Below are 18,495 nucleotides of genomic sequence, written 5' to 3' on the forward strand. Positions count from 1 at the left end.
TCAAACGAAAGCCATGTTCATGGGGCCGTTTTGGCCTTTTGGGCGAAGCCCATACAATCTACTGTTCCTCTCTGTGAGCTCTGCGACTCTGCGAGAGATTATTTCTTCGAATAACGGGCGAAGTGAATCTTGCCATCCAGCGTTTTTAGTTAACTACAATCACCTACCACCCGCAGAGGGGATGGTTTGATAAAGCCCCATCAAAGGGCTGAAAACTATTTTTTCTCTCGCCCGCTTCGCTTGAGGGCACAGAGACGCAGAGGATGCTTGATTTCCGGGAAGGAAATCAAATGAAAGCCATGGATCCGTTTTGGCCTTTTGGGCGAAGCCCATACAATCTGTTGTTCCTCTCTGTGAGCTCTGCGACTCTGCGAGAGATTATTTCTTCGGATGATGGGCGAAGTGAATCTTGCCATCCAGCGTTTGAGGTTCGATGCTTAAAAAAGTGCCTTTGTTTGTTTGACGTCCCGCCGGAACGGTCCGAACCTTTTCGGGTCGCCCGGGCAAAGCCAGGGGTTTAATTAACTGCAATCAAAACGCCGGATCACAACCGCATTGGAAGACAGCTTCATGCTGTATCCAATACGCCTGCATCCGGCGTAACGATTCGTGTATTGTGTTCCGCTATAGATCTATCTTTCACAGCTCAGACCAGTCCAATTGTATTATCGATAAAACAGGCTGTTTATCCGATGCGATTGAGAAGAAACGCTTTTTTAGCTTGCTATAAATTAAGCAGAAGTCCCCTTCCTTGTCTTTGACGCCAGGATGACCACTTTTTTTCGCGGGCATGGCCCGCTCTTACGTGTGTCAATCGTAATGTTTATACGGTACTCAATAAAGCTCCTGTTACCTGGTTCCTTCGCTCCAGCGTGGGAACCCCGCCTGATCAAGTACTAAGCAACTTGCGCTCCCATGCAGAGCATGGGAGCGAGGGGAACAGAAGTCCCCTCCTTATCTTTGGCGCCAGGATGACCACTTTTTTTCGCGGGCATGGCCCGCTCCTACGTGTGCCAATCGTCTGGCTTTTCACCGGTTTCCAATAAATGCTTATTTTTTGCCTGGTTCCCTCGCTCCAGCGTGGGAACCAAACATGATCAGGTAATAAGCAACTTGCGCTCCCTCCCATGCAGAGCATGGGAGCAAGGGGTACAGAAGTCCCCCTCCTTATCTTTAGCGCCAGAGTGACCGCATTGTTTCGCGGGCTTGGCCCGCTCCTACGTGTGTCAATCCTCTGAATCTTCACCTGTTTCCAAATAATGTTTATTTTTTAGGCGGCGGAAAAATAGGCCATGCAAATGTCATACAATCGATGCCAATAATATTTCTTATTTAAATTAAACCGGTTAGACAATATGGTTGAACGTTAACCAAGACGGCAATAAAAAGGCCTGCCAAACCTTGAAAACGTGGGTTATAGTGAGCGGTCCGTAAAAAACCTAACTACAGAGCCAAAATCAAGGAGGCAGGCCATGAACAAGATAGTAAAGTATGTTGGTTTAGATGTCCACAAAGATTCGATTACCATTGCTATCGCCGATGAAGGACGTGACGGAAACGTTCGAGTGTATGGAAAAATCAGCAACGACCTGGGGCAGATTGATAACGTCATGCGAAAACTGATTTCACAAAACGCCGAATTGCATTGTGTTTACGAAGCAGGTCCGTGCGGATATCCGATCTATAGGCATTTAACAAGCAAGGGGATCGATTGCGTTGTCGTTGCTCCAGCGTTGATCCCCAAAAAAACAGGTGATCGGGTTAAGAATGATCGCCGTGATGCAACCCACCTGGCGACGCTCCACCGTTCCGGAGAACTGACGCCGGTGTATGTCCCCGATCAGGCCGATGAAGCGCTTCGTGACCTGGTACGTGCACGAAAAGACATCCAAATATCGCTCCGCAAAGTCAAACAACAGATCAATGCCTTTTTATTGCGACAAGGAATCAGTTATCCAGGTAAAAGCAAATGGGGTAAAGCTCATTTAAATTGGCTGGCGGAGCTGAAAATGCAGCATCCTGCCCAGCATATTGCCCTTACCGAATACCTGGACGCCATGGAAGACCATGAGGCCCGCGTTAAGCGCATCGAAAAAGCGATTGAGCAATGTTGCCAAACCAGTCGACTGCTTCCGGTTATCGAGGCTCTGCAAGCGCTCAGGGGGATTTCTTTGCTCAGCGCGGTGACCGTCGTCGCTGAACTGGGGGATCTGAGCCGTTTCGATACGCCGGCACAGCTGATGGCCTATTTGGGTCTGATCCCATCGGAGCATTCAAGCGGTGGCACCATCAAAAAAGGCCCCATTACCAAAACCGGCAATACCCATGCCCGCAGGACGTTGATCGAATCGGCTCAGGCCTATCGTATGCCGGCCCGGAAAAGTAAGGCGATCCGTAAACGCCAGGAAGGCTTGCCGGACGATGTTTTGGATATTGCCTGGAATGCACAGCTACGACTATGCCACCGCTACCGCAGGTTGATTGCAAAGGGCAAAAACCATAACGTGGTCATCACCGCGATTGCACGCGAGTTGGCCGGTTTCATCTGGGCCATTGCCCGGGCTGTTCCAATCGTGGCCGCTGAAAGATGATTTGTTATAGCGTGGAAACCCAGGCCTATCAAGGCCAAGCCCTAAAGGGTGCTCCCTAAGGTCGCAGCCTTGACAGCCCTGACTTTCCACGCTGGGTGGGAATTAGCGACGGCGAGAGAAGCGCGACTGTTGCTCCGGCTCAAGAAGCTGGATAAGTACTTCTCTATAATCGATGATGCAAATAGAAAAAGAACTTATTGATTTTAAAAATGCTCAAGAAAGGATCGGCTTTATCAAAGAACAAATATAGCCATCGAGCTTTTGGATAGGGGCGCGGTCGCGGTTTGGAGAACCCTCGAAAAAGCTATCGGAATAGGCCTTCAGGCCGAAACTCCCGTCTTTAGACCGAGGCAGCTCCACGACGAAGCCTAGTCAGGCGGTATCCAACCCGCGAATATCAGAGTGCTCTACCGTCGTTATTGCAGACCCCGCCTCTATCCAAACGCTCGATGAAAATTATTGGCCCAAGTTTTTTGGGTATGGATAGGTTTTTCTCTTGACAAGTGTTCAACCATATCAGGTTTTTGGGAGGATCGCTGGTGTTACGTTTCGTGTCGATTATGCCGATTGGGGGATCGTATGGCTGTCACGATAGGTGACACCCCTGTGGATTCTGAACCAGTCAATCCTTTGGAGAGGAACCTTGGCAGGGGAATTTGGGGTTGGGGTAATTTGCGCAGGCACTATGGCGATTGGCGGAAAAACTGAAGCACCGCAGTTGCCCTGCGGTGCTTCGAAAATGGGGTCCAATTATTTTAAGCAGATGATGGAGGCGGCATCCGGATTTGAACCGGAGAATGGAGGTTTTGCAGACCTCTGCCTTACCACTTGGCTATGCCGCCTAAAAAAAAATGGAGCGGGAAACGGGATTTGAACCCGCGACTTCGACCTTGGCAAGGTCGCACTCTACCACTGAGTTATTCCCGCTCAGTTAGAAACGCATACCTACAAAATATGCGCTTCCATGTCAACCTATTTTTTTCATCCCCTGAGTAATTTCCTGAACCGCAGGAAGTAATCCGCTCCGGACCAGAGGGTGAACACCAGGGCCCCCCAAAGAAAGACCATACCGATGGCCTGGAAATCGAATCCCAGGGCCGGGTAGTGAAAGGTCAACGGGATGATGGCCGCGATCTGAAACCCGGTTTTGTACTTTCCCAGGCTGGAAGCGGAGACATCCTGTTTGTTCTGGGCAATGATGTTGCGCAGCCCGGTAACGGCCAGTTCACGGCCGATGATGATACAGGCGATCCAGGCCGGCATCCAGCCCAGGGAACTGAGCATGATCAGCGAGCTGGAGACCAGCAGTTTGTCGGCCACCGGATCCATCACCTTGCCCAGATTGGACACCAGTCCGTAGCGTCTGGCCAGATAACCGTCGAAGTAATCGGTAATCGCGGCAGCGCTGAAGATCAGGCCGGCCACCAGGGCGGTAAACCGATTGGGCATTAGCAGCAGTATCACAATAACTGGCACCGAGGCGATCCGGAACAGCGTCAAAGTATTCGGATGGGTGAGAAGTGATCTGATGCGCGCTTTTTCCATTTGGTGTCACCCCGGAGATGGATTCGCCCGTTGGCCCGTTGGGTTATTCGGAAAAGAAAACCGTTTTATTTTTTTGCTTTTTCCCAATCCGCCAGAAAAGACTGGATGCCTTTGTCGGTCAGCGGATGGGCGGCCAGCTTGCTGAGCACGTTGAAGGGAATCGTGGCGATGTCCGCCCCGGCCAGGGCGGAATCGAGCACATGCAGCGGATTGCGGATGCTAGCCACGATGATCTCTGTTTCATAGGCGTAATTGCTGAAAATCTCGGCGATCTGCTCCACTAGCTGCATGCCGTCCTGGGAAAGGTCGTCCAGGCGTCCCACAAAGGGGCTCACATAGGATGCGCCGGCCTTGGCCGCCATCAGGGCCTGCAGGGGGGAGAAAACCAGGGTCACGTTGGTTCTGATGTTTTCCTGGCTGAGCTGCCGGGTCGCCTTGAGCCCGTCAACGGTCATGGGGATCTTGATGACGATGTTCTTATGGATTTTGGCCAGTTCGCGGGCCTCGCTGACCATGCCCTCGGCATCCAGGCTGATCACCTCGGCGCTGATGGGGCCATCCACGATCTCGCAGATCTCCTTGATCACCTCTTCGAACACGCGGCCCTCTTTGGCGATCAGGGACGGATTGGTGGTCACCCCGTCGACCATGCCCATGGCGTTGGCCTCACGGATTTCTTCAACATTGGCAGTATCGATAAAGAATTTCATGGTAATTTTCCTTCCGAGAATTGGCAATTCCACGCAGCGGCGTTTCAGCCCGAACCGTGGAGCATGGCAGTACAAAACAGTACTTCCCGTTGAGCATTTCGGGAAGTCAATCAACGTCAGGTCTTTTTTCCCCGGTCCGCCAGGAACTTGTCCCGGCATTCGGCCGAACAGAACAGGTAAACCTGCCCGTCGTACCGCAATTCCACGCCTTCGCGCCGCGGAAAATGGATGCCGCAAACCGGATCCTGAACCATCACGTCATCGATCGCACCCCCGGCGGCATTTCCCTGGCCGGGCACCTGGAGGTTCCGCTTGAGCCACGATTTGCCGGCCCGGTAGGCCAGGTAGACAATAAGGATCAGAAAAAGCAGTTTCACGACAACCCGCCTTTTGTCAGCATGGGTTGATGCGCCAGCGGGACGATCTGCTGGTCGGCATCGTCCAGCGCATTTAAAAGATCGGCAACGGAGCGCCCCAATACCGGATGAATGACCGCTGGGTCTATATCACAGATGGGCTGCAAGACAAAGGCCCTTTTGTGCATGCGCGGATGGGGGATTTCCAGGTCCGGAGACCGCATCACCCGATCGCCGATCAGGAGGATATCCAGGTCCAGGACCCGCGGACCGAAACGGATGCCGCCGCTTTTGCGGCCCATCTGCTGCTGGATGGCCAACAGATGCCGCAGCAGGTCCGGCGGCGCCAGATTCGTGGTAATTTTCACCGCTGCGTTGACGAACCAGTCCTGGTCGGTATAGTCCACCGGCGAGGTGCGGTAGAACCGTGACACCCCTTCCAGGCGCGCCAGGCCCCCTTTGGTGAGGGCCGTAATCCCCTGCAGGCAGTTGTCCAGCTTGTCTCCCAGGTTCGATCCCACGGAGATAAGCACCGTGTGCGCCGGGATCAGCGCTGCCATGCTTCCTCCCACAACTCCCCGCGATAGATCACCCGCGCATCGCCTTCCAGGAAAACATCCCCGAAACCGTCTCCCCGGGAACGGAAATGCACGATCAGATCGCTGCCGCTGCGGGTGGTCAGGGTCACCGGCGATGCCAACCCCCGTTCGCGGGCCAGCACCAGGGCGGCCGCCACGTTGCCCGTGCCGCAGGCCAGGGTCTCGTCTTCCACACCGCGTTCGTAGGTACGGATGAGAATCCGCCCGGCCGGATCCACGGCCACGAAGTTGGCGTTGGTGCCCGCCGGTGCAAAATAGACATGCCGGCGGATCTGCCGGCCGGTGGCGATCACATCCACGGTTTCAATATCATCCACCATCATCACCGCATGGGGCACCCCGGTGTTGACGCTGCCGACCCCAACCCGGGTTTCGTCCAGATCCAGCTCGATGCCGGTTTTCAGGTCAAAGGGATCGGTCATGCGCAGCTTCACCAGGCGGGGGCCCACATCGGCCTCGATGGTCCCCGCCAGGGTGTCGAAGGCCATCTGCCGACCGGCGATGCCGTGCAGGAAGGCGAAACGGGCAGCACAGCGGGCACCGTTGCCGCACATTTCGGCCACGGAACCGTCGGCATTGAAAAAGCGCCACTTGAAATCGACCCGATCCGAGGATTCGATCAGGATCACCCCGTCCGCGCCCACGGCCATCTTCCGGCGGCAGGCCCCGACGACCAGCTCGTCCAGGCGCGCCTCGGGGACCCGGAATTCCCGGTTGTCAATGATGATGAAATCGTTGCCGCTGCCGCTCATCTTGAAAAAAGGGATCGGGTCCATGGTCACTCCTCTGCCGCCGGCATGGCCGAAACGGGAACGTCGAACCGCACCAGATTCGAGTCGTTGCCGGCCGCCGGTCCGGTTTCCAGATGAACCTTGAACCGGTAGTCATAACCCGGGTCCAGAGCCAGTTCGGTGGAAAAACGGTTCTCCGGGGCGTCCACGTAGGGGATCACGGCCACCCGTTCAAACACCAGCGGACAGGTCTCGCAAAACGGCTGGTCCAGCCGGTTGCGCGACCGCAAAACCACAAAAGCCGACCCGCCGGCAGCCGTCTTTGAAAGCGGCGCCGCCAACTGCCAGGCCAGAACCACGCGTTGATCCGTCAGCCGGTAAGTCAGATCGAGCACCGTTGGCGGAAGGGGCCGCTCCGGCGGGACCGGCGGTCCCTTGACGCCGCACCCGGCAAGAACGAGCACCAGCAGAAGCCACAGCCATGGCCGCACCGGTCCACCGATAAAACGGCGCACCGTCACCGGGGTCAACCGCCGGGTGTCCGATTGCCTGGCCACCGGTTACGCCGCCTCCCCGGCAGCCAGGACTTTGCGGGCCTCGGCCAGGGCCTGGCGCACATTGTCGGTGGCCGTACCGCCGAGGCTCTGCCGGCGATCGATCATGTGCTCCAGGGTCAGGTGATCGAAGAGATCGGGTTTGATCAGCTGGGAGAACGGCTTGAGCTCGTCCAGGGTCAGCTGGTCCAGCTCCTTGCCCTTTTCCAGGGCAAAGGCCACGGCCTTGCCCACGCAGTCATGGGCCTTTCTGAAGGGCATGCCCTGCCCTACCAGATAGTCGGCCATGTCCGTGGCGTTGAGAAAACCCATTGAGGCGGCCCGGCGCATGGTATCCCGGTTGACGGTGATCCGGGGAAGCATCTGGGCGTTGATCGAAAGGCACGCCTTGAGCGTGTCCACGGCGTCGAAGAGCGGTTCCTTGTCTTCCTGCATGTCCCGGTTGTACGCCATCGGCAGGCTCTTCATGAGGGTGATCAGGGCCATCAGGGCGCCGACCACGCGGCCGGTCTTGCCGCGCACGATCTCGGGGATATCCGGGTTCTTCTTCTGGGGCATGATGCTGCTGCCCGTGGCAAAGGCATCGGACAGGGTGATGAAGCCGAACTCGGAGGTGGACCAGAGCACCAGCTCTTCGGACAGCCGGCTGAGATGAACCATGCAGATGCTGGCTGCCGAGAGAAATTCCAGGACGAAATCACGGTCCGAAACCGCATCCATGCTGTTGGCGCTGACCGCTGGAAAATCGAGCAGCTCGGCGGTGTAGGTCCGATCGATGGGATAGGTCGTTCCCGCCAGGGCGGCGGCCCCCAGGGGCATGACGTTGATGCGCGTCAGGCATTCGTTAAAACGCTGCTGGTCCCGGAAAAACATCTCGTAGTAGGCCAGCATGTGATGGGCGAAAAGCACGGGCTGGGCCCGCTGGGTATGGGTGTACCCGGGCATGACCACGTCCGCATGGGCCTCGGCCAGATCGACCAGCACCGTTCTCAGGCCCTTGAGCAAATCGATCGTCTGACGGGTCTCCTCGCGCAGATACATGCGCACGTCCAGGGCCACCTGATCGTTGCGGCTGCGGGCCGTGTGCAGCTTCTGGGCCACCTTGCCGGCCACCTGCAGCAGGCGCGCCTCGATGTGCATGTGGATGTCTTCCAGGCTGTCGTCGAAAACGAACTTGCCATGGTCCAGCTCGCGCTTGATCGTGCCCAGTCCTTCGACCAGCTGGGACGCCTCCTCGTCGGTGATCACGCCGACCTTGGCCAGCATGCGGCAGTGGGCGATGCTGCCGGCAATGTCATAGGGGTAGAGCCGCCGGTCATAGGCGATGGAGGCGGTAAACGCCTCCACGCTTTTGTCGGTCTTTTCCGAAAACCGTCCGTCCCAGGGTTTCTCCGCCATGGCCCGCCCTACCCTTTCTGCTGCATGAGTTTGCGGATGCGCAGCCTCAGGGCGTTGAGACGGATAAAGCCCTCGGCGTCGGCCTGGCTGTATACGTCATCGTCCTCGAAGGTGGCGTGGGCTTCGCTGTAAAGGGAGTGGTCGGACTTGCGGCCCCGAAGGATGCAGTTGCCCTTGTACAGTTCCAGGCGTACCACACCGGAGACATTTTTCTGGGTGCTGTCGATCATCCCCTGCAGGATCTCCATCTCCGGCGAGAACCAGAAACCGTTGTAGATCAGTTCGGCGTAGCGCGGAATCATGGAATCGCGCAGGTGCATCACCTCCCGGTCCATGGTGATCGATTCCATACCCATGTGCGCCAGACGCAAAATGGTGCCCCCGGGCGTTTCGTATACGCCGCGGGACTTCATGCCCACAAAGCGGTTTTCCACGATATCCACGCGGCCGATGCCGTGCTTGCCGCCCAGCCGGTTGAGTTCGGCCAGCAGCTTGGCCGGGGAGAGCACGGTGCCGTTGATGGCCACCGGGTCGCCGGCTTCAAAGGTGATTTCAACGGTCTCGGGAGTGTCCGGCGCGTCCTTGGGCGACACGGTCAGTTCAAAGATGTCGTCCGGCGGGCCGGCCCAGGGATCTTCCAGGATACCGCCTTCGTAACTGATGTGCAGCAGGTTGCCATCGGTGCTGTACGGTTTGGCATGGGTGGTGGGCACCTTGATGCCGTGCTTTTCGGCAAACGCCATCAGGGCCGTGCGCGAGTTGAGGTCCCATTCCCGCCAGGGGGCCACGATCTTGATATCCGGTTTGATGGCATAGTAGCCCAGCTCGAAGCGCACCTGGTCGTTGCCCTTGCCGGTGGCGCCATGGCTGACCGCGTCGGCCCCCTCGATAGCGGCGATCTCCATCTGCCGTTTGGCGATCAGGGGGCGGGCGATGGAGGTGCCCAGCAGATACTGCCCCTCGTAGATCACGTTGGCCCGGAAGGCCGGAAAGACGTAGTCCCGCACGAACTCCTCTTTCAGGTCATCCACGTAAGCCTTGACAGCGCCGGTTTTCATGGCGTTGGCTTCCACGTTGGCCAGGGAGTCGGTCTGCCCGATGTCGGCCGAGAAGGTCACTACCTCGCAGTCGTAGGTCTCGATCAGCCATCTCAAGATCACCGATGTATCCAGGCCGCCGGAATAGGCCAGCACCACTTTGTTTATTTTTTCTGCCACAGTCGTTCTCCTTGAAAATTACCTTTTTAGCGTGTCAGCAGCTCATCCAGGCAGCGGATCAGCGCATCGATTTCATTCTTCTCTATAATCAGGGGCGGCGCGAAACGCAAGGTGTCACCTTGCACGCAATTGACCAGAAACCCTTTTTCCATGAGCATGGGAAGCAGTTCGTCGGCCGGCCTGTCCAGCTGCAGGCCCAGCAGCAGCCCCTGCCCGCGCACATCAATCACACAACCGTGCCGCTGCTTGAGCTGTTTGAGGGCGTTTTTGAAATAATCGCCGGTATCGGCGGCGCGCTCAATCACCTTGTCTTCAAGCAGAATCGTCAGGGTTTCCAGGGCTGCCGCGGTCACCAGCGGGGTGCCGCCGAAGGTGGAGGCGTGGGCGCCGGCACCGAAGCTGGCGGCCACCGTCTCCGTGGCCAGCATGGCTCCGATGGGCAGCCCGTTGGCCAGGGCCTTGGCCAGGGTCATGATATCGGGAACGGCCCCGAAGTGCTCGTGGGCAAACAGTTTGCCGGTGCGCCCCATGCCGGTCTGGATCTCATCCAGAATCATCAGCACGCCCCGCTCGTCGCAGAGCTGCCGGACCTGCTGCAGGTAATTGGGCGCCGGCGGGTGGATGCCGCCCTCCCCCTGGATCGGCTCGAGCAGGACGGCACAGGTGTGGTCGTCGATGGCCGCCGCCAGTGCGTCGATGTCGTTGAAGGGCACAAACGAAAACCCCTGCAGCACCGGATCGAACCCTTTTCTGATCTTATCCTGGCCGGTGGCCGCCAGGGTCGCCATGGTTCGGCCATGAAAGGATTTTTCCATGCAAACGATGCGGTAGCGTTCCGGCCGGCCCTGATCCTTGGCATACTTGCGGGCCAGCTTGATGGCCGCCTCGTTGGCCTCGGCCCCGGAGTTGCCGAAAAACACGCGGTCGGCAAAGCTGTTTTCCACCAGCAGGCGGGCCAGTTCGGTCTGCGGGATGGTGTAGTAAAGGTTGGAAACATGCACCAGTTCCCTGGCCTGGCGGGCGATGGTATCGGCAATGCGCGGGTGGGCATGGCCCAGGTTGCACACGGCGATGCCGGCAACGAAATCCGTGTACTGACGCCCCTGGGTATCCCAGACGCTGCAGCCCTTGCCGCGCTGCAAAACGATGGGAAAGCGTTTGTAGGTCGCCGCAATCACCCGATCGGCGGTGTGCATGATTGATTCTGTCATTCTTCTTCTCCGAAAAAAAGTCGGTGGTGAAGGATAGGATTCCTTTAGCCCTTCAGTCTAAATACCTTCCGCCTAAACACCTGTTTTATTCTGTGACTTCCGTTCCGATTCCCCGGTCGGTAAACAGTTCCAGCAAAATGGCATGACGGCGTTTGCCGTTGATGATGGGCACCTTCGGTACCCCGCTCTTGATGGCCGCCAGGGCGTATTCGATCTTGGGAATCATCCCCCCGGAAATACTGCCGTCGGCGATCATGCTTCGAATCGTATCCGCATCAATGGAAGAAATCAGCTGGCCGGCGGCGTCCATCACCCCGTCCACATCGGTGAGCAGGATCAGGCGCCCGGCGGAAAGGGCCATGGCCATATGGCTGGCCACCAGGTCCGCGTTGATGTTGTAGGTCTCGCCCTCGCTGCCGGCACCCACCGGGGCGATGATGGGAATGAATCCTTTTTCCGACAGCGTATGGATGATCGCCGGGTTGATGCGGGTCACCTCCCCCACCATCCCCGGATCGATGATCTCCGGCGGGCTGCCCGCATCGCTCTGATGAACGATGTGCATCTTGCGGGCCTGGATGAGTCCGCCGTCCTTGCCGCTGAGCCCGACGGCCCTGCCGCCCTCCTGGTTGATCTGGGCCACGATGCCCTTGTTGACCTTGCCGCCCAGCACCATCTCGACCACATCCATGGTCGGGCCGTCGGTGAGCCGCATACCGCGCACGAACTGGGGACGGATGCCCATCTGGTCGAGCACGCGGTTGATCTGGGGGCCGCCGCCGTGGACCACCACCGGATTGAGGCCGATGAACTTGAGCAGGGTGATGTCACGGGCGAAATCGGTTTTCAGCTGCTCGTCCACCATGGCGTGCCCACCGTACTTGACCACCACGGTCATGCCGGAAAATTTCCGGATGTAGGGCAGGGCCTCGATGAGGATGTCGGCCACGGTCGAATTGGGAGCAGGGATGGTTGATGGCATAAGAATTCCTGTGATAATTGATAATTATGAATTTTTAATGCTGAATGACGGATGTTTCCCGATTCAAAAACCCAGCAGTAATTTAAAATTCAAAATTCACCATTCAAAATTAGAGAATGTACCGGCTCAGATCTTCATCGTCCTTGATGGCCTTGAGTTTTTCAACCACATAGGCCCCGTCGATGGTCATCTGCGTGGTCTCAAGATCCGGCGCGTCGAAAAGAATATCCTCCAGCAGCCGTTCCATGAGGGTATGCAGGCGCCGGGCACCGATATTTTCCGTGCGCGTGTTGACCTCCTCGGCGATCTCGGCGATCTTCTCCACGGCCTCGTCGGAAAAGACCAGTTCCACGCCTTCGGTTTTGAGCAGGGCCATGTACTGCAGCAACAGCGCATTCTGGGGTTCGGTAAGGATGCGCACGAATTCCTCGCGGCCCAGGGAGTCCAGGGTCACCCGGATGGGAAAGCGGCCCTGCAGTTCCGGAATCAGGTCGGATGGCTTGATCGTGTGGAAAGCGCCCGAGGCGATGAACAGAATGTGGTCGGTTTTGACCGGGCCGTACTTGGTGGTCACCGTGGAGCCTTCCACGATGGGCAACAGATCCCGCTGTACCCCCTCCCGGGAAACATCCGGGCCGTGCCCCTTGCCGCCGCCCCCGGCGATCTTGTCGATCTCGTCCAGGAAAATAATGCCGGCCTGCTCCACACGTTCCACGGCATCCTGGACAACCGCCTCCATGTCCACCAGGTTCTGAGCCTCCTCGGCACTCATGATCTTGAGCGCCTCGGGCACCTTGACCTTGCGGCGCCGGGTGTTCTTGGGCATCAGCGGACCGAGCATGTCCTTGAAGTTGATGCCCATCTCCTCCATGCCGACATTGGAGAAAATCTCGACCATGGGCATGCTGCGATCGGCCACGTCCAGGTCCACATAACGGTTGTCCAGCTTGCCGGCCTTAAGCATCTTGCGCAGTTTTTCGCGGGTGGAATGACCATTTTCGGGCGGCGCACCGACCACCTCCAGGCCACCCTCGCCGCTGTTTTCAGCACGCGGCGGATCCGCCTTGGGCAGCAGCAGGTCCAGCATGCGCTCTTCGGCAATGCGGCCGGCCTTCTCGCGGACCGCTTCCTGGGCCCTGGCGCGGACGGCATTAACCGTCAGTTCGGTCAAGTCGCGCACCATGGATTCCACGTCCCGGCCCACGTAGCCCACCTCGGTGAACTTGGAGGCTTCGACCTTGAAAAACGGCGAGTCGCTGAGCCGGGAGAGGCGCCGGGCGATCTCGGTTTTGCCCACGCCCGTGGGACCGATGAGAATGATGTTTTTGGGGGCGATCTCGTCCCTGAGGTCGTCGGGCACCTGTCGGCGGCGCCAGCGGTTGCGCAGGGCGATGGCCACCGACCGTTTGGCCGCGTGCTGCCCGATGATGTATTTGTCCAGTTCGGCGACGATGTCGCCCGGTTTCAGGTCATTCATGAATCAACAGCTCGTCAATGGTAATCTGGTCGTTGGTGTAGACACACAGGGATGCGGCGATCTTCATGGAGGTCTCGACAATCCGGCGTTCATCCAGCTCGGTTTCGGCCAGCAGCGCCGTTGCCGCCGCCTGGGCGGCCACTCCGCCCGAGCCGATGGCCACGACCCCCTGGTCCGGTTCGATGACATCCCCGTTGCCCGAAATGAGCAGCATGGCCGTGCCGTCCACGGCGATCATCAGCGCCTCCAGGCGGCGCAGGTACTTATCCGCCCGCCAGTCCCGGGCCAATTCCACGGCCGAGCGGGTCAGGTTGCCGTTGTACCGCTCCAGCTTCTGCTCCAGTTTCTCGGTGAGGGTCAGGGCGTCGGCCGTGGCACCGGCAAAACCCACCAGGATGCGCTCCTTGTAAATCCGCCGCACCTTGCGGGCATGGTGTTTGACCACCGTGTTGTTGAGGGTCACCTGGCCGTCGCCGGCCATCACCACACGATCCTTGCCGCGGATGGCCAGGATGGTGGTGCCGTGAAATCGGAGCGGATGGTCTTGCGGATACCTGTCCATGGATGAATCGGGAATTCCTTTCTGGCCCCATCCTATCGCCGGGGATGGGCCTGGTCGTAGGCCGCCATCAGCCGGTCGATGCTTACGTGGGTGTATTTCTGGGTGGTCGACAGGCTTTTGTGACCGAGCAGTTCCTGAACCGTGCGCAAGTCGGCGCCGGCATCGAGCATATGGGTGGCGAAGCTGTGACGGATGCCGTGGGGCGAAATGGGCACCGCCAGGCTGCAGCGCCGGATCAGGGTTTCCAGGATGCGGCCCACGGAACGCGAACTCAGCCGCCCCTTGTTTTTATTGAGAAAGAGCGGACCGTCGCTGGCCGTGTCGATACCGGTCCGCCGGTAGAGCCGGTCGCGATAGGCCTGGATCCGGTCCAGGGCCTTTTGGCCCACGGGAACGATCCGTTCGCGCCCGCCCTTGCCCGACACCCGCACACACCCGGATGCGGCATCCACATCGAACACGTTCAGGCCGGTCAGCTCCGACACCCGGATCCCCGAACCGTAGAGGGTTTCGAAAAGGGCCCGGTTGCGCAACCCCAGGACCGTATCGTCGGCGGTCTGATCCAGCAGCCGGAACATGTCATCCACGGAGAGATAGGACGGCACCGGCCGGCTCTGCTTGGGCGTCAATAGGGTGGCCGTGGGATCTTCGTCGGCCACCCGGTGCCGGACCAGATGGCGGAAAAAAGAGCGCAGGGCCGAGAGCTTGCGGGCAATGGTCGATTTTTCGTTACGCCGGTGCAAAAACCCCAGGTAACCGCGGATCGTCAGCGCATCGATATGCCCCACGGTCAGGGTCTCCAGCCCCTTTTCCGCCACCGACGGCAGTGCCCGGGCCGCATAGGCGGCAAACTCGACCAGGTCCTGGCGGTAGGCCCGGATCGTGTGTGCGGAGTAGCCCTTTTCCGAGGCCAGGGATTCCAGAAAAAGGTCGATCTGCGGTTTCAGCAGCGTTGCGCTCATGGAAACGCGATCTGCCTTTCCAGGGCCGGCCAGGAGTCGACTTCAAGGTAATCGTGGCGATCCTGGTTCCACGGCTGACGGAACACCACCGGTTCGATGCCGGAGGACTTGAGCAGATGGCAGGTCTCCAGGCGATCCTCCACGAACCATTGGATCCGGTTTTCATGCAGCACGTCGATCTTGGCTTCAAAAGAACCGGTGGCCACGATCCGCGCCCGGTGGTGTTGCCCGTCGAGCAGCCCGCGCATCCACCCCTCGATCAGTTCCCCATCCGGGCGGGCGGTTACCATCAGTACGCGGCCGGTGGCCGCGGCAATCCGCCGCAACACCTGCCCGGCACCGGGAATGGGCGCCAGCGTCGCCCGGTAGCGGCCGTCGAGAATCCGGTCCGTGGCTTCCGTCAGCAATGCTTCGTCCAGATCCAGGCACTCGTCCAAGTGGTAGCAGGTGATCTCCTCGTAACGCACCGTGTGAACATCGTAGTGGTCCCTGAGGATATCCAGAAAAAGGTGCATGGTATCGGCAATCACCCCGTCAATATCAAACGCCAGGGCTGCGGGATCGATCATCAGAGTATCACTGTCCTTCCGCCCGTGAGCGGGCATTAAGGCGGTTTCTGTCAAAGAATATACCCGCCAATCGCCTAACAAAAAGTTGTTTAAGTAATCCCAACCGGACGGGCATGTCAATATCGATATTTGAAAATGCAAGGCTTATTCGTCCTTGCGCAACCCCTTCAAAAACGGACGGAACAGATCGATGGGCAGCGGGAACACCGTCGTGGTGTTGTTCTCAGCGGACATTTCACGCATGGTCTGCAGGTAGCGCAGCTGGATGGCGGTGGGATGGGCGTCGATGATCTCGGCGGCGGCGGCCAGCCGGTCGGCGGCCTGGAATTCGCCCTCGGCGTTGATCACCTTGGCCCGCCGTTCCCGTTCGGCCTCGGCCTGTTTGGCCATGGCGCGCTGCATCTCCTGGGGCAGGTCGATGTGCTTGAGTTCCACCGTGGCCACTTTGATGCCCCAGGGATCGGTGTGCGTATCCAGGATCTCCTGAAGCTGGGCATTGATCTTTTCACGGGCCGATAGGAGCTCGTCCAGTTCCGCCTGGCCGCACACGCTGCGCAGGGTCGTCTGGGCCAGCTGGGAAATGGCATAGCCGTAATTTTCCACCTCCACGATGGCCTTGATGGGCTCGATCACCCGGAAGTAGATCACGGCATTGACCTTGACCGACACATTATCCAGGGTAATCACGTCCTGGGGATCCACATCCATGGCCACCAGGCGCATGCTCACCTTGACCATCTTATCCACAATGGGAATCAGGATGATCAGTCCCGGCCCCTTGGCCTGGATGACCCGTCCCAGGCGGAAAATCACGCCCCGCTCGTACTCGTTGAGGATCCGCAGGGCAGTGGCCAGGAAAAAGACGACCAGTACGACGACACCGATGTAGGGAATCATGGATCCTCCTTTAATGCGATTCTTCGTTGATGGGTTCCACCTCCAGGGTGAGCCCGTCCATGGCGATCACCCGGACCCTGGCACCGGCCGCGACAGGGTCCGGGCAGCGGGCAAACCACAATTCTCCGTGGATCTGGACCCGGCCGGTGGGCGAAAGCGGCGTCTTTACGACGGCGATCTTACCGATCAGCCCCAGGCCACCGGTCATGGGCTGGCGGGTATGGGCGCGGAACACCAGGGCGGCCACGGCCACGAAAAAACCGCCCACCAGCGCCAGGGTGGGAATGATCACCTGCCAGGAAACCCCCATCTGCCCGTCCGTGCGATCGAACAGCATCACCGAACCGATCAGCAGGCTGACGATGCCGGCCACGCTGAGCAGGCCGTAACTGGCAATTTTCATCTCCAGAATGAAAAAGATCAACGCCAGCACAATCAACAGCACCCCGGCCACGTTGACCGGCAGGGTCTGGAAGGCGTAAAAAGCCAGCACCAGGGCAATACTGCCGATGACCCCCGGCAGAACCACCCCCGGATGGGAAAGCTCGAAGTAGAGGCCGGCCAGGCCGATCATCATCAGAATATAGGCGATATTGGGATCGCTGAGGGCCTTGAGGATGCGGACCCTCAGGGATTCGGCGATCCAGACCCGCTGGTCGGGATCGACGGCAATCGGCGTTCTGCCGGAAAGCTCGCGGCCGTTGATTTGGGCAAGCAGGTCATCGAGATCGCGGGCCACCAGATCGATGATCTTTTTATCCAAAGCCTCGCTTTCGGTGACCGATACGCTCTCGCGCACCGCCTCCTCGGCCCACTTGACATTGCGGCCGCGCCGTTCGGCAATGCTTTTGATAAACGCCACGGTATCGTTGGTCACCTTCTCGGCCATGGTCTCGCCGATGTCCTTGCCGCCGGCGTTCACCGGGTGGGCCGCACCGATGTGGGTACCCGGCGCCATGGCCGCCACGTCGGCCGCCATGGTGATCATCACCCCGGCCGAGGCCGCCCGGGCCCCCGAAGGGGCCACGTAGACCACTACCGGCACGCGGCTGTCGTAAATGGCCATGACCATCTGGCGCGTGGATTCCACCAGCCCACCGGGCGTATCCAGCAGGATCACAAGGCAGCCGGCGCCCGCCTCGCCGGCCTGATCGATGGCATCGGCCATGAAATCGGCCGTGGCCGGGGTGACGGCACCGCTCAAGGTCACCAGATAGACCGGCGGACCGTCGGACCGGGCCGAAGCGAACGGGATCAGGCCAAGCACGGTGCAAACCAGAAAAACGGCAATCAATCGTTGGCGCATAACACCCCCTGGTGGCAGGAAAAGGGGCGCAAGGCCGGTCGGACGTCAGGTGGTCAGCTTTTTCATGATCTTCTGCACGTCTTCCCATACCTCGCGTTTTTTGTTCGGATTACGCAGCAAAAATGCCGGATGAAAAGTCGGCATCAACGGGATGCCCATGAATTCATGGAACCGTCCCCGCAGGCGGGAGATGGGCGTTTTGGATTCCAGAAGGGTCTGGGCGGCCACACCGCCCAGGGTACAGATCGCCTGCGGCCCGATGGCCGCCAGTTGGCGCTTGAGAAAGGGCAGGCAGCAGCGGATCTCATCCGGTTCCGGGTTGCGGTTTCCGGGCGGCCGGCACTTGACGATGTTGGCGATATAGACCGTCTCGCGGGAGAGCTTCATGGCGGCGATAATTTTGGTCAGCAGCTGCCCGGCCGGGCCGACAAAGGGGTGCCCGCACCGATCCTCTTCAAAGCCGGGTCCCTCGCCCACGAAAACCAGGCGGGCCCTGGGGTCCCCTTCGCCGAAAACGATGTGGGAACGGCCCCGGCTCAGGGGGCAGCGGGTGCACGTGCCCAGATCGGCGCGAATGGCGTCCAGGGTTTCGGGCACTGTTGCCACGACGTCCGCCTCTGTCGGCGTCTCTTGGTCCGCTGGGGGAAGCGTTCCTGTTTGCGCGTCCCTTTGCGGTATCCCCAGCCGGGCCAGGGTCGCCAGCCCCTCGGCTGAGCAATCGAACCCGGTGCAGCCGCTCGCTTTCAGGTACACCAGGCTGCTGCGCACCTGCCTGAGGAGTTGCACCACAGAGGCCGGTCGACGCAACGGGCGGGGGTTGGCATCCAT

Annotated in this window: 18 protein-coding genes and 2 tRNA genes; 1 reads left to right on the forward strand and 19 read right to left on the reverse strand. The window is 59.2% G+C overall.

The genetic code is table 11. The features are described from left to right. Positions 1 to 1,472: 1,472 nt before the first annotated feature. Complete coding sequence (locus GN112_RS10850) at positions 1,473 to 2,591, forward strand: IS110 family RNA-guided transposase (RefSeq protein WP_155309156.1); 1,119 nt, start codon at positions 1,473 to 1,475, stop codon at positions 2,589 to 2,591. A 767-nt stretch (positions 2,592 to 3,358) separates the two neighbouring features. On the opposite strand, the gene GN112_RS10855 is transcribed toward GN112_RS10850, so the two are convergent. From GN112_RS10855 to GN112_RS10945, 19 genes are all read right to left on the reverse strand, one after another. Further along, positions 3,359 to 3,433: transfer RNA gene (locus GN112_RS10855), tRNA-Cys, on the reverse strand. A gap of 10 nt (positions 3,434 to 3,443) precedes the next feature. Then, positions 3,444 to 3,518, reverse strand: a tRNA-Gly gene (locus GN112_RS10860). Between the two features lie 54 nt (positions 3,519 to 3,572). Then, positions 3,573 to 4,136 (reverse strand): CDP-diacylglycerol--glycerol-3-phosphate 3-phosphatidyltransferase, encoded by a 564-nt coding sequence (pgsA, locus tag GN112_RS10865; RefSeq protein ID WP_155310231.1) that lies wholly within the window; start codon positions 4,134 to 4,136, stop codon positions 3,573 to 3,575. 65 nt (positions 4,137 to 4,201) lie between these two features. Further along, positions 4,202 to 4,846, reverse strand: coding sequence for a fructose-6-phosphate aldolase (fsa, locus tag GN112_RS10870; protein WP_155310232.1), 645 nt, complete (start codon positions 4,844 to 4,846; stop codon positions 4,202 to 4,204). A 116-nt stretch (positions 4,847 to 4,962) separates the two neighbouring features. Next, positions 4,963 to 5,223: a YHS domain-containing protein gene (locus GN112_RS10875; protein ID WP_155310233.1), complete on the reverse strand. Its 261-nt coding sequence runs from the start codon at positions 5,221 to 5,223 to the stop codon at positions 4,963 to 4,965. Further along, positions 5,220 to 5,762, reverse strand: a complete 543-nt coding sequence (folK, locus tag GN112_RS10880) for a 2-amino-4-hydroxy-6-hydroxymethyldihydropteridine diphosphokinase (RefSeq protein ID WP_155310234.1) — start codon at positions 5,760 to 5,762, stop codon at positions 5,220 to 5,222. The genes GN112_RS10875 and folK overlap by 4 nt, the downstream gene beginning before the upstream one ends. Beyond that, on the reverse strand, positions 5,750 to 6,577 hold the full coding sequence (gene dapF, locus GN112_RS10885; RefSeq protein WP_155310235.1) for a diaminopimelate epimerase: 828 nt from the start codon (positions 6,575 to 6,577) through the stop codon (positions 5,750 to 5,752). Before dapF ends, folK begins: the two co-directional genes overlap by 13 nt. A gap of 2 nt (positions 6,578 to 6,579) precedes the next feature. Further along, complete coding sequence (gene lptM / locus GN112_RS10890) at positions 6,580 to 7,089, reverse strand: LPS translocon maturation chaperone LptM (protein ID WP_155310236.1); 510 nt, start codon at positions 7,087 to 7,089, stop codon at positions 6,580 to 6,582. A gap of 3 nt (positions 7,090 to 7,092) precedes the next feature. Further along, entirely contained in the window at positions 7,093 to 8,484 is a 1,392-nt protein-coding gene (gene argH, locus GN112_RS10895; protein ID WP_155310237.1) for an argininosuccinate lyase, read from the reverse strand. Positions 8,485 to 8,492: 8 nt separating this feature from the next. After that, the gene (locus GN112_RS10900; RefSeq protein WP_155310238.1) at positions 8,493 to 9,701 is read right to left on the reverse strand and encodes an argininosuccinate synthase; all 1,209 of its coding nucleotides are present in this window, start codon (positions 9,699 to 9,701) and stop codon (positions 8,493 to 8,495) included. 26 nt (positions 9,702 to 9,727) lie between these two features. Further along, positions 9,728 to 10,912 (reverse strand): acetylornithine transaminase, encoded by a 1,185-nt coding sequence (locus GN112_RS10905; protein WP_155310239.1) that lies wholly within the window; start codon positions 10,910 to 10,912, stop codon positions 9,728 to 9,730. A gap of 85 nt (positions 10,913 to 10,997) precedes the next feature. Next, the gene (argB, locus tag GN112_RS10910) at positions 10,998 to 11,894 is read right to left on the reverse strand and encodes an acetylglutamate kinase (protein ID WP_155310240.1); all 897 of its coding nucleotides are present in this window, start codon (positions 11,892 to 11,894) and stop codon (positions 10,998 to 11,000) included. A 109-nt stretch (positions 11,895 to 12,003) separates the two neighbouring features. Beyond that, on the reverse strand, positions 12,004 to 13,371 hold the full coding sequence (hslU, locus tag GN112_RS10915; RefSeq protein ID WP_155310241.1) for an ATP-dependent protease ATPase subunit HslU: 1,368 nt from the start codon (positions 13,369 to 13,371) through the stop codon (positions 12,004 to 12,006). Continuing rightward, positions 13,364 to 13,933 carry an ATP-dependent protease subunit HslV gene (gene hslV / locus GN112_RS10920; protein WP_155310242.1) on the reverse strand — a complete coding sequence of 190 codons (570 nt, stop codon included), beginning with the start codon at positions 13,931 to 13,933 and terminating at the stop codon, positions 13,364 to 13,366. The genes hslU and hslV overlap by 8 nt, the downstream gene beginning before the upstream one ends. Before the next feature lie 32 nt (positions 13,934 to 13,965). Next, the gene (locus tag GN112_RS10925; RefSeq protein WP_155310243.1) at positions 13,966 to 14,895 is read right to left on the reverse strand and encodes a tyrosine recombinase XerC; all 930 of its coding nucleotides are present in this window, start codon (positions 14,893 to 14,895) and stop codon (positions 13,966 to 13,968) included. Then, complete coding sequence (locus GN112_RS10930; protein ID WP_231714142.1) at positions 14,892 to 15,464, reverse strand: 5' nucleotidase, NT5C type; 573 nt, start codon at positions 15,462 to 15,464, stop codon at positions 14,892 to 14,894. The genes GN112_RS10925 and GN112_RS10930 overlap by 4 nt, the downstream gene beginning before the upstream one ends. Positions 15,465 to 15,608: 144 nt before the next feature. Continuing rightward, positions 15,609 to 16,361 (reverse strand): slipin family protein, encoded by a 753-nt coding sequence (locus tag GN112_RS10935; protein ID WP_155310245.1) that lies wholly within the window; start codon positions 16,359 to 16,361, stop codon positions 15,609 to 15,611. 10 nt (positions 16,362 to 16,371) lie between these two features. Continuing rightward, a complete protein-coding gene (locus GN112_RS10940; protein ID WP_155310246.1) occupies positions 16,372 to 17,667 on the reverse strand; it encodes an NfeD family protein in 1,296 nt (431 codons plus the stop codon). A 45-nt stretch (positions 17,668 to 17,712) separates the two neighbouring features. Next, the gene (locus tag GN112_RS10945; RefSeq protein WP_155310247.1) at positions 17,713 to 18,495 is read right to left on the reverse strand and encodes a uracil-DNA glycosylase; all 783 of its coding nucleotides are present in this window, start codon (positions 18,493 to 18,495) and stop codon (positions 17,713 to 17,715) included.

The organism is Desulfosarcina ovata subsp. ovata, assembly GCF_009689005.1.
Taxonomy (GTDB): Bacteria; Desulfobacterota; Desulfobacteria; order Desulfobacterales; family Desulfosarcinaceae; genus Desulfosarcina; species Desulfosarcina ovata.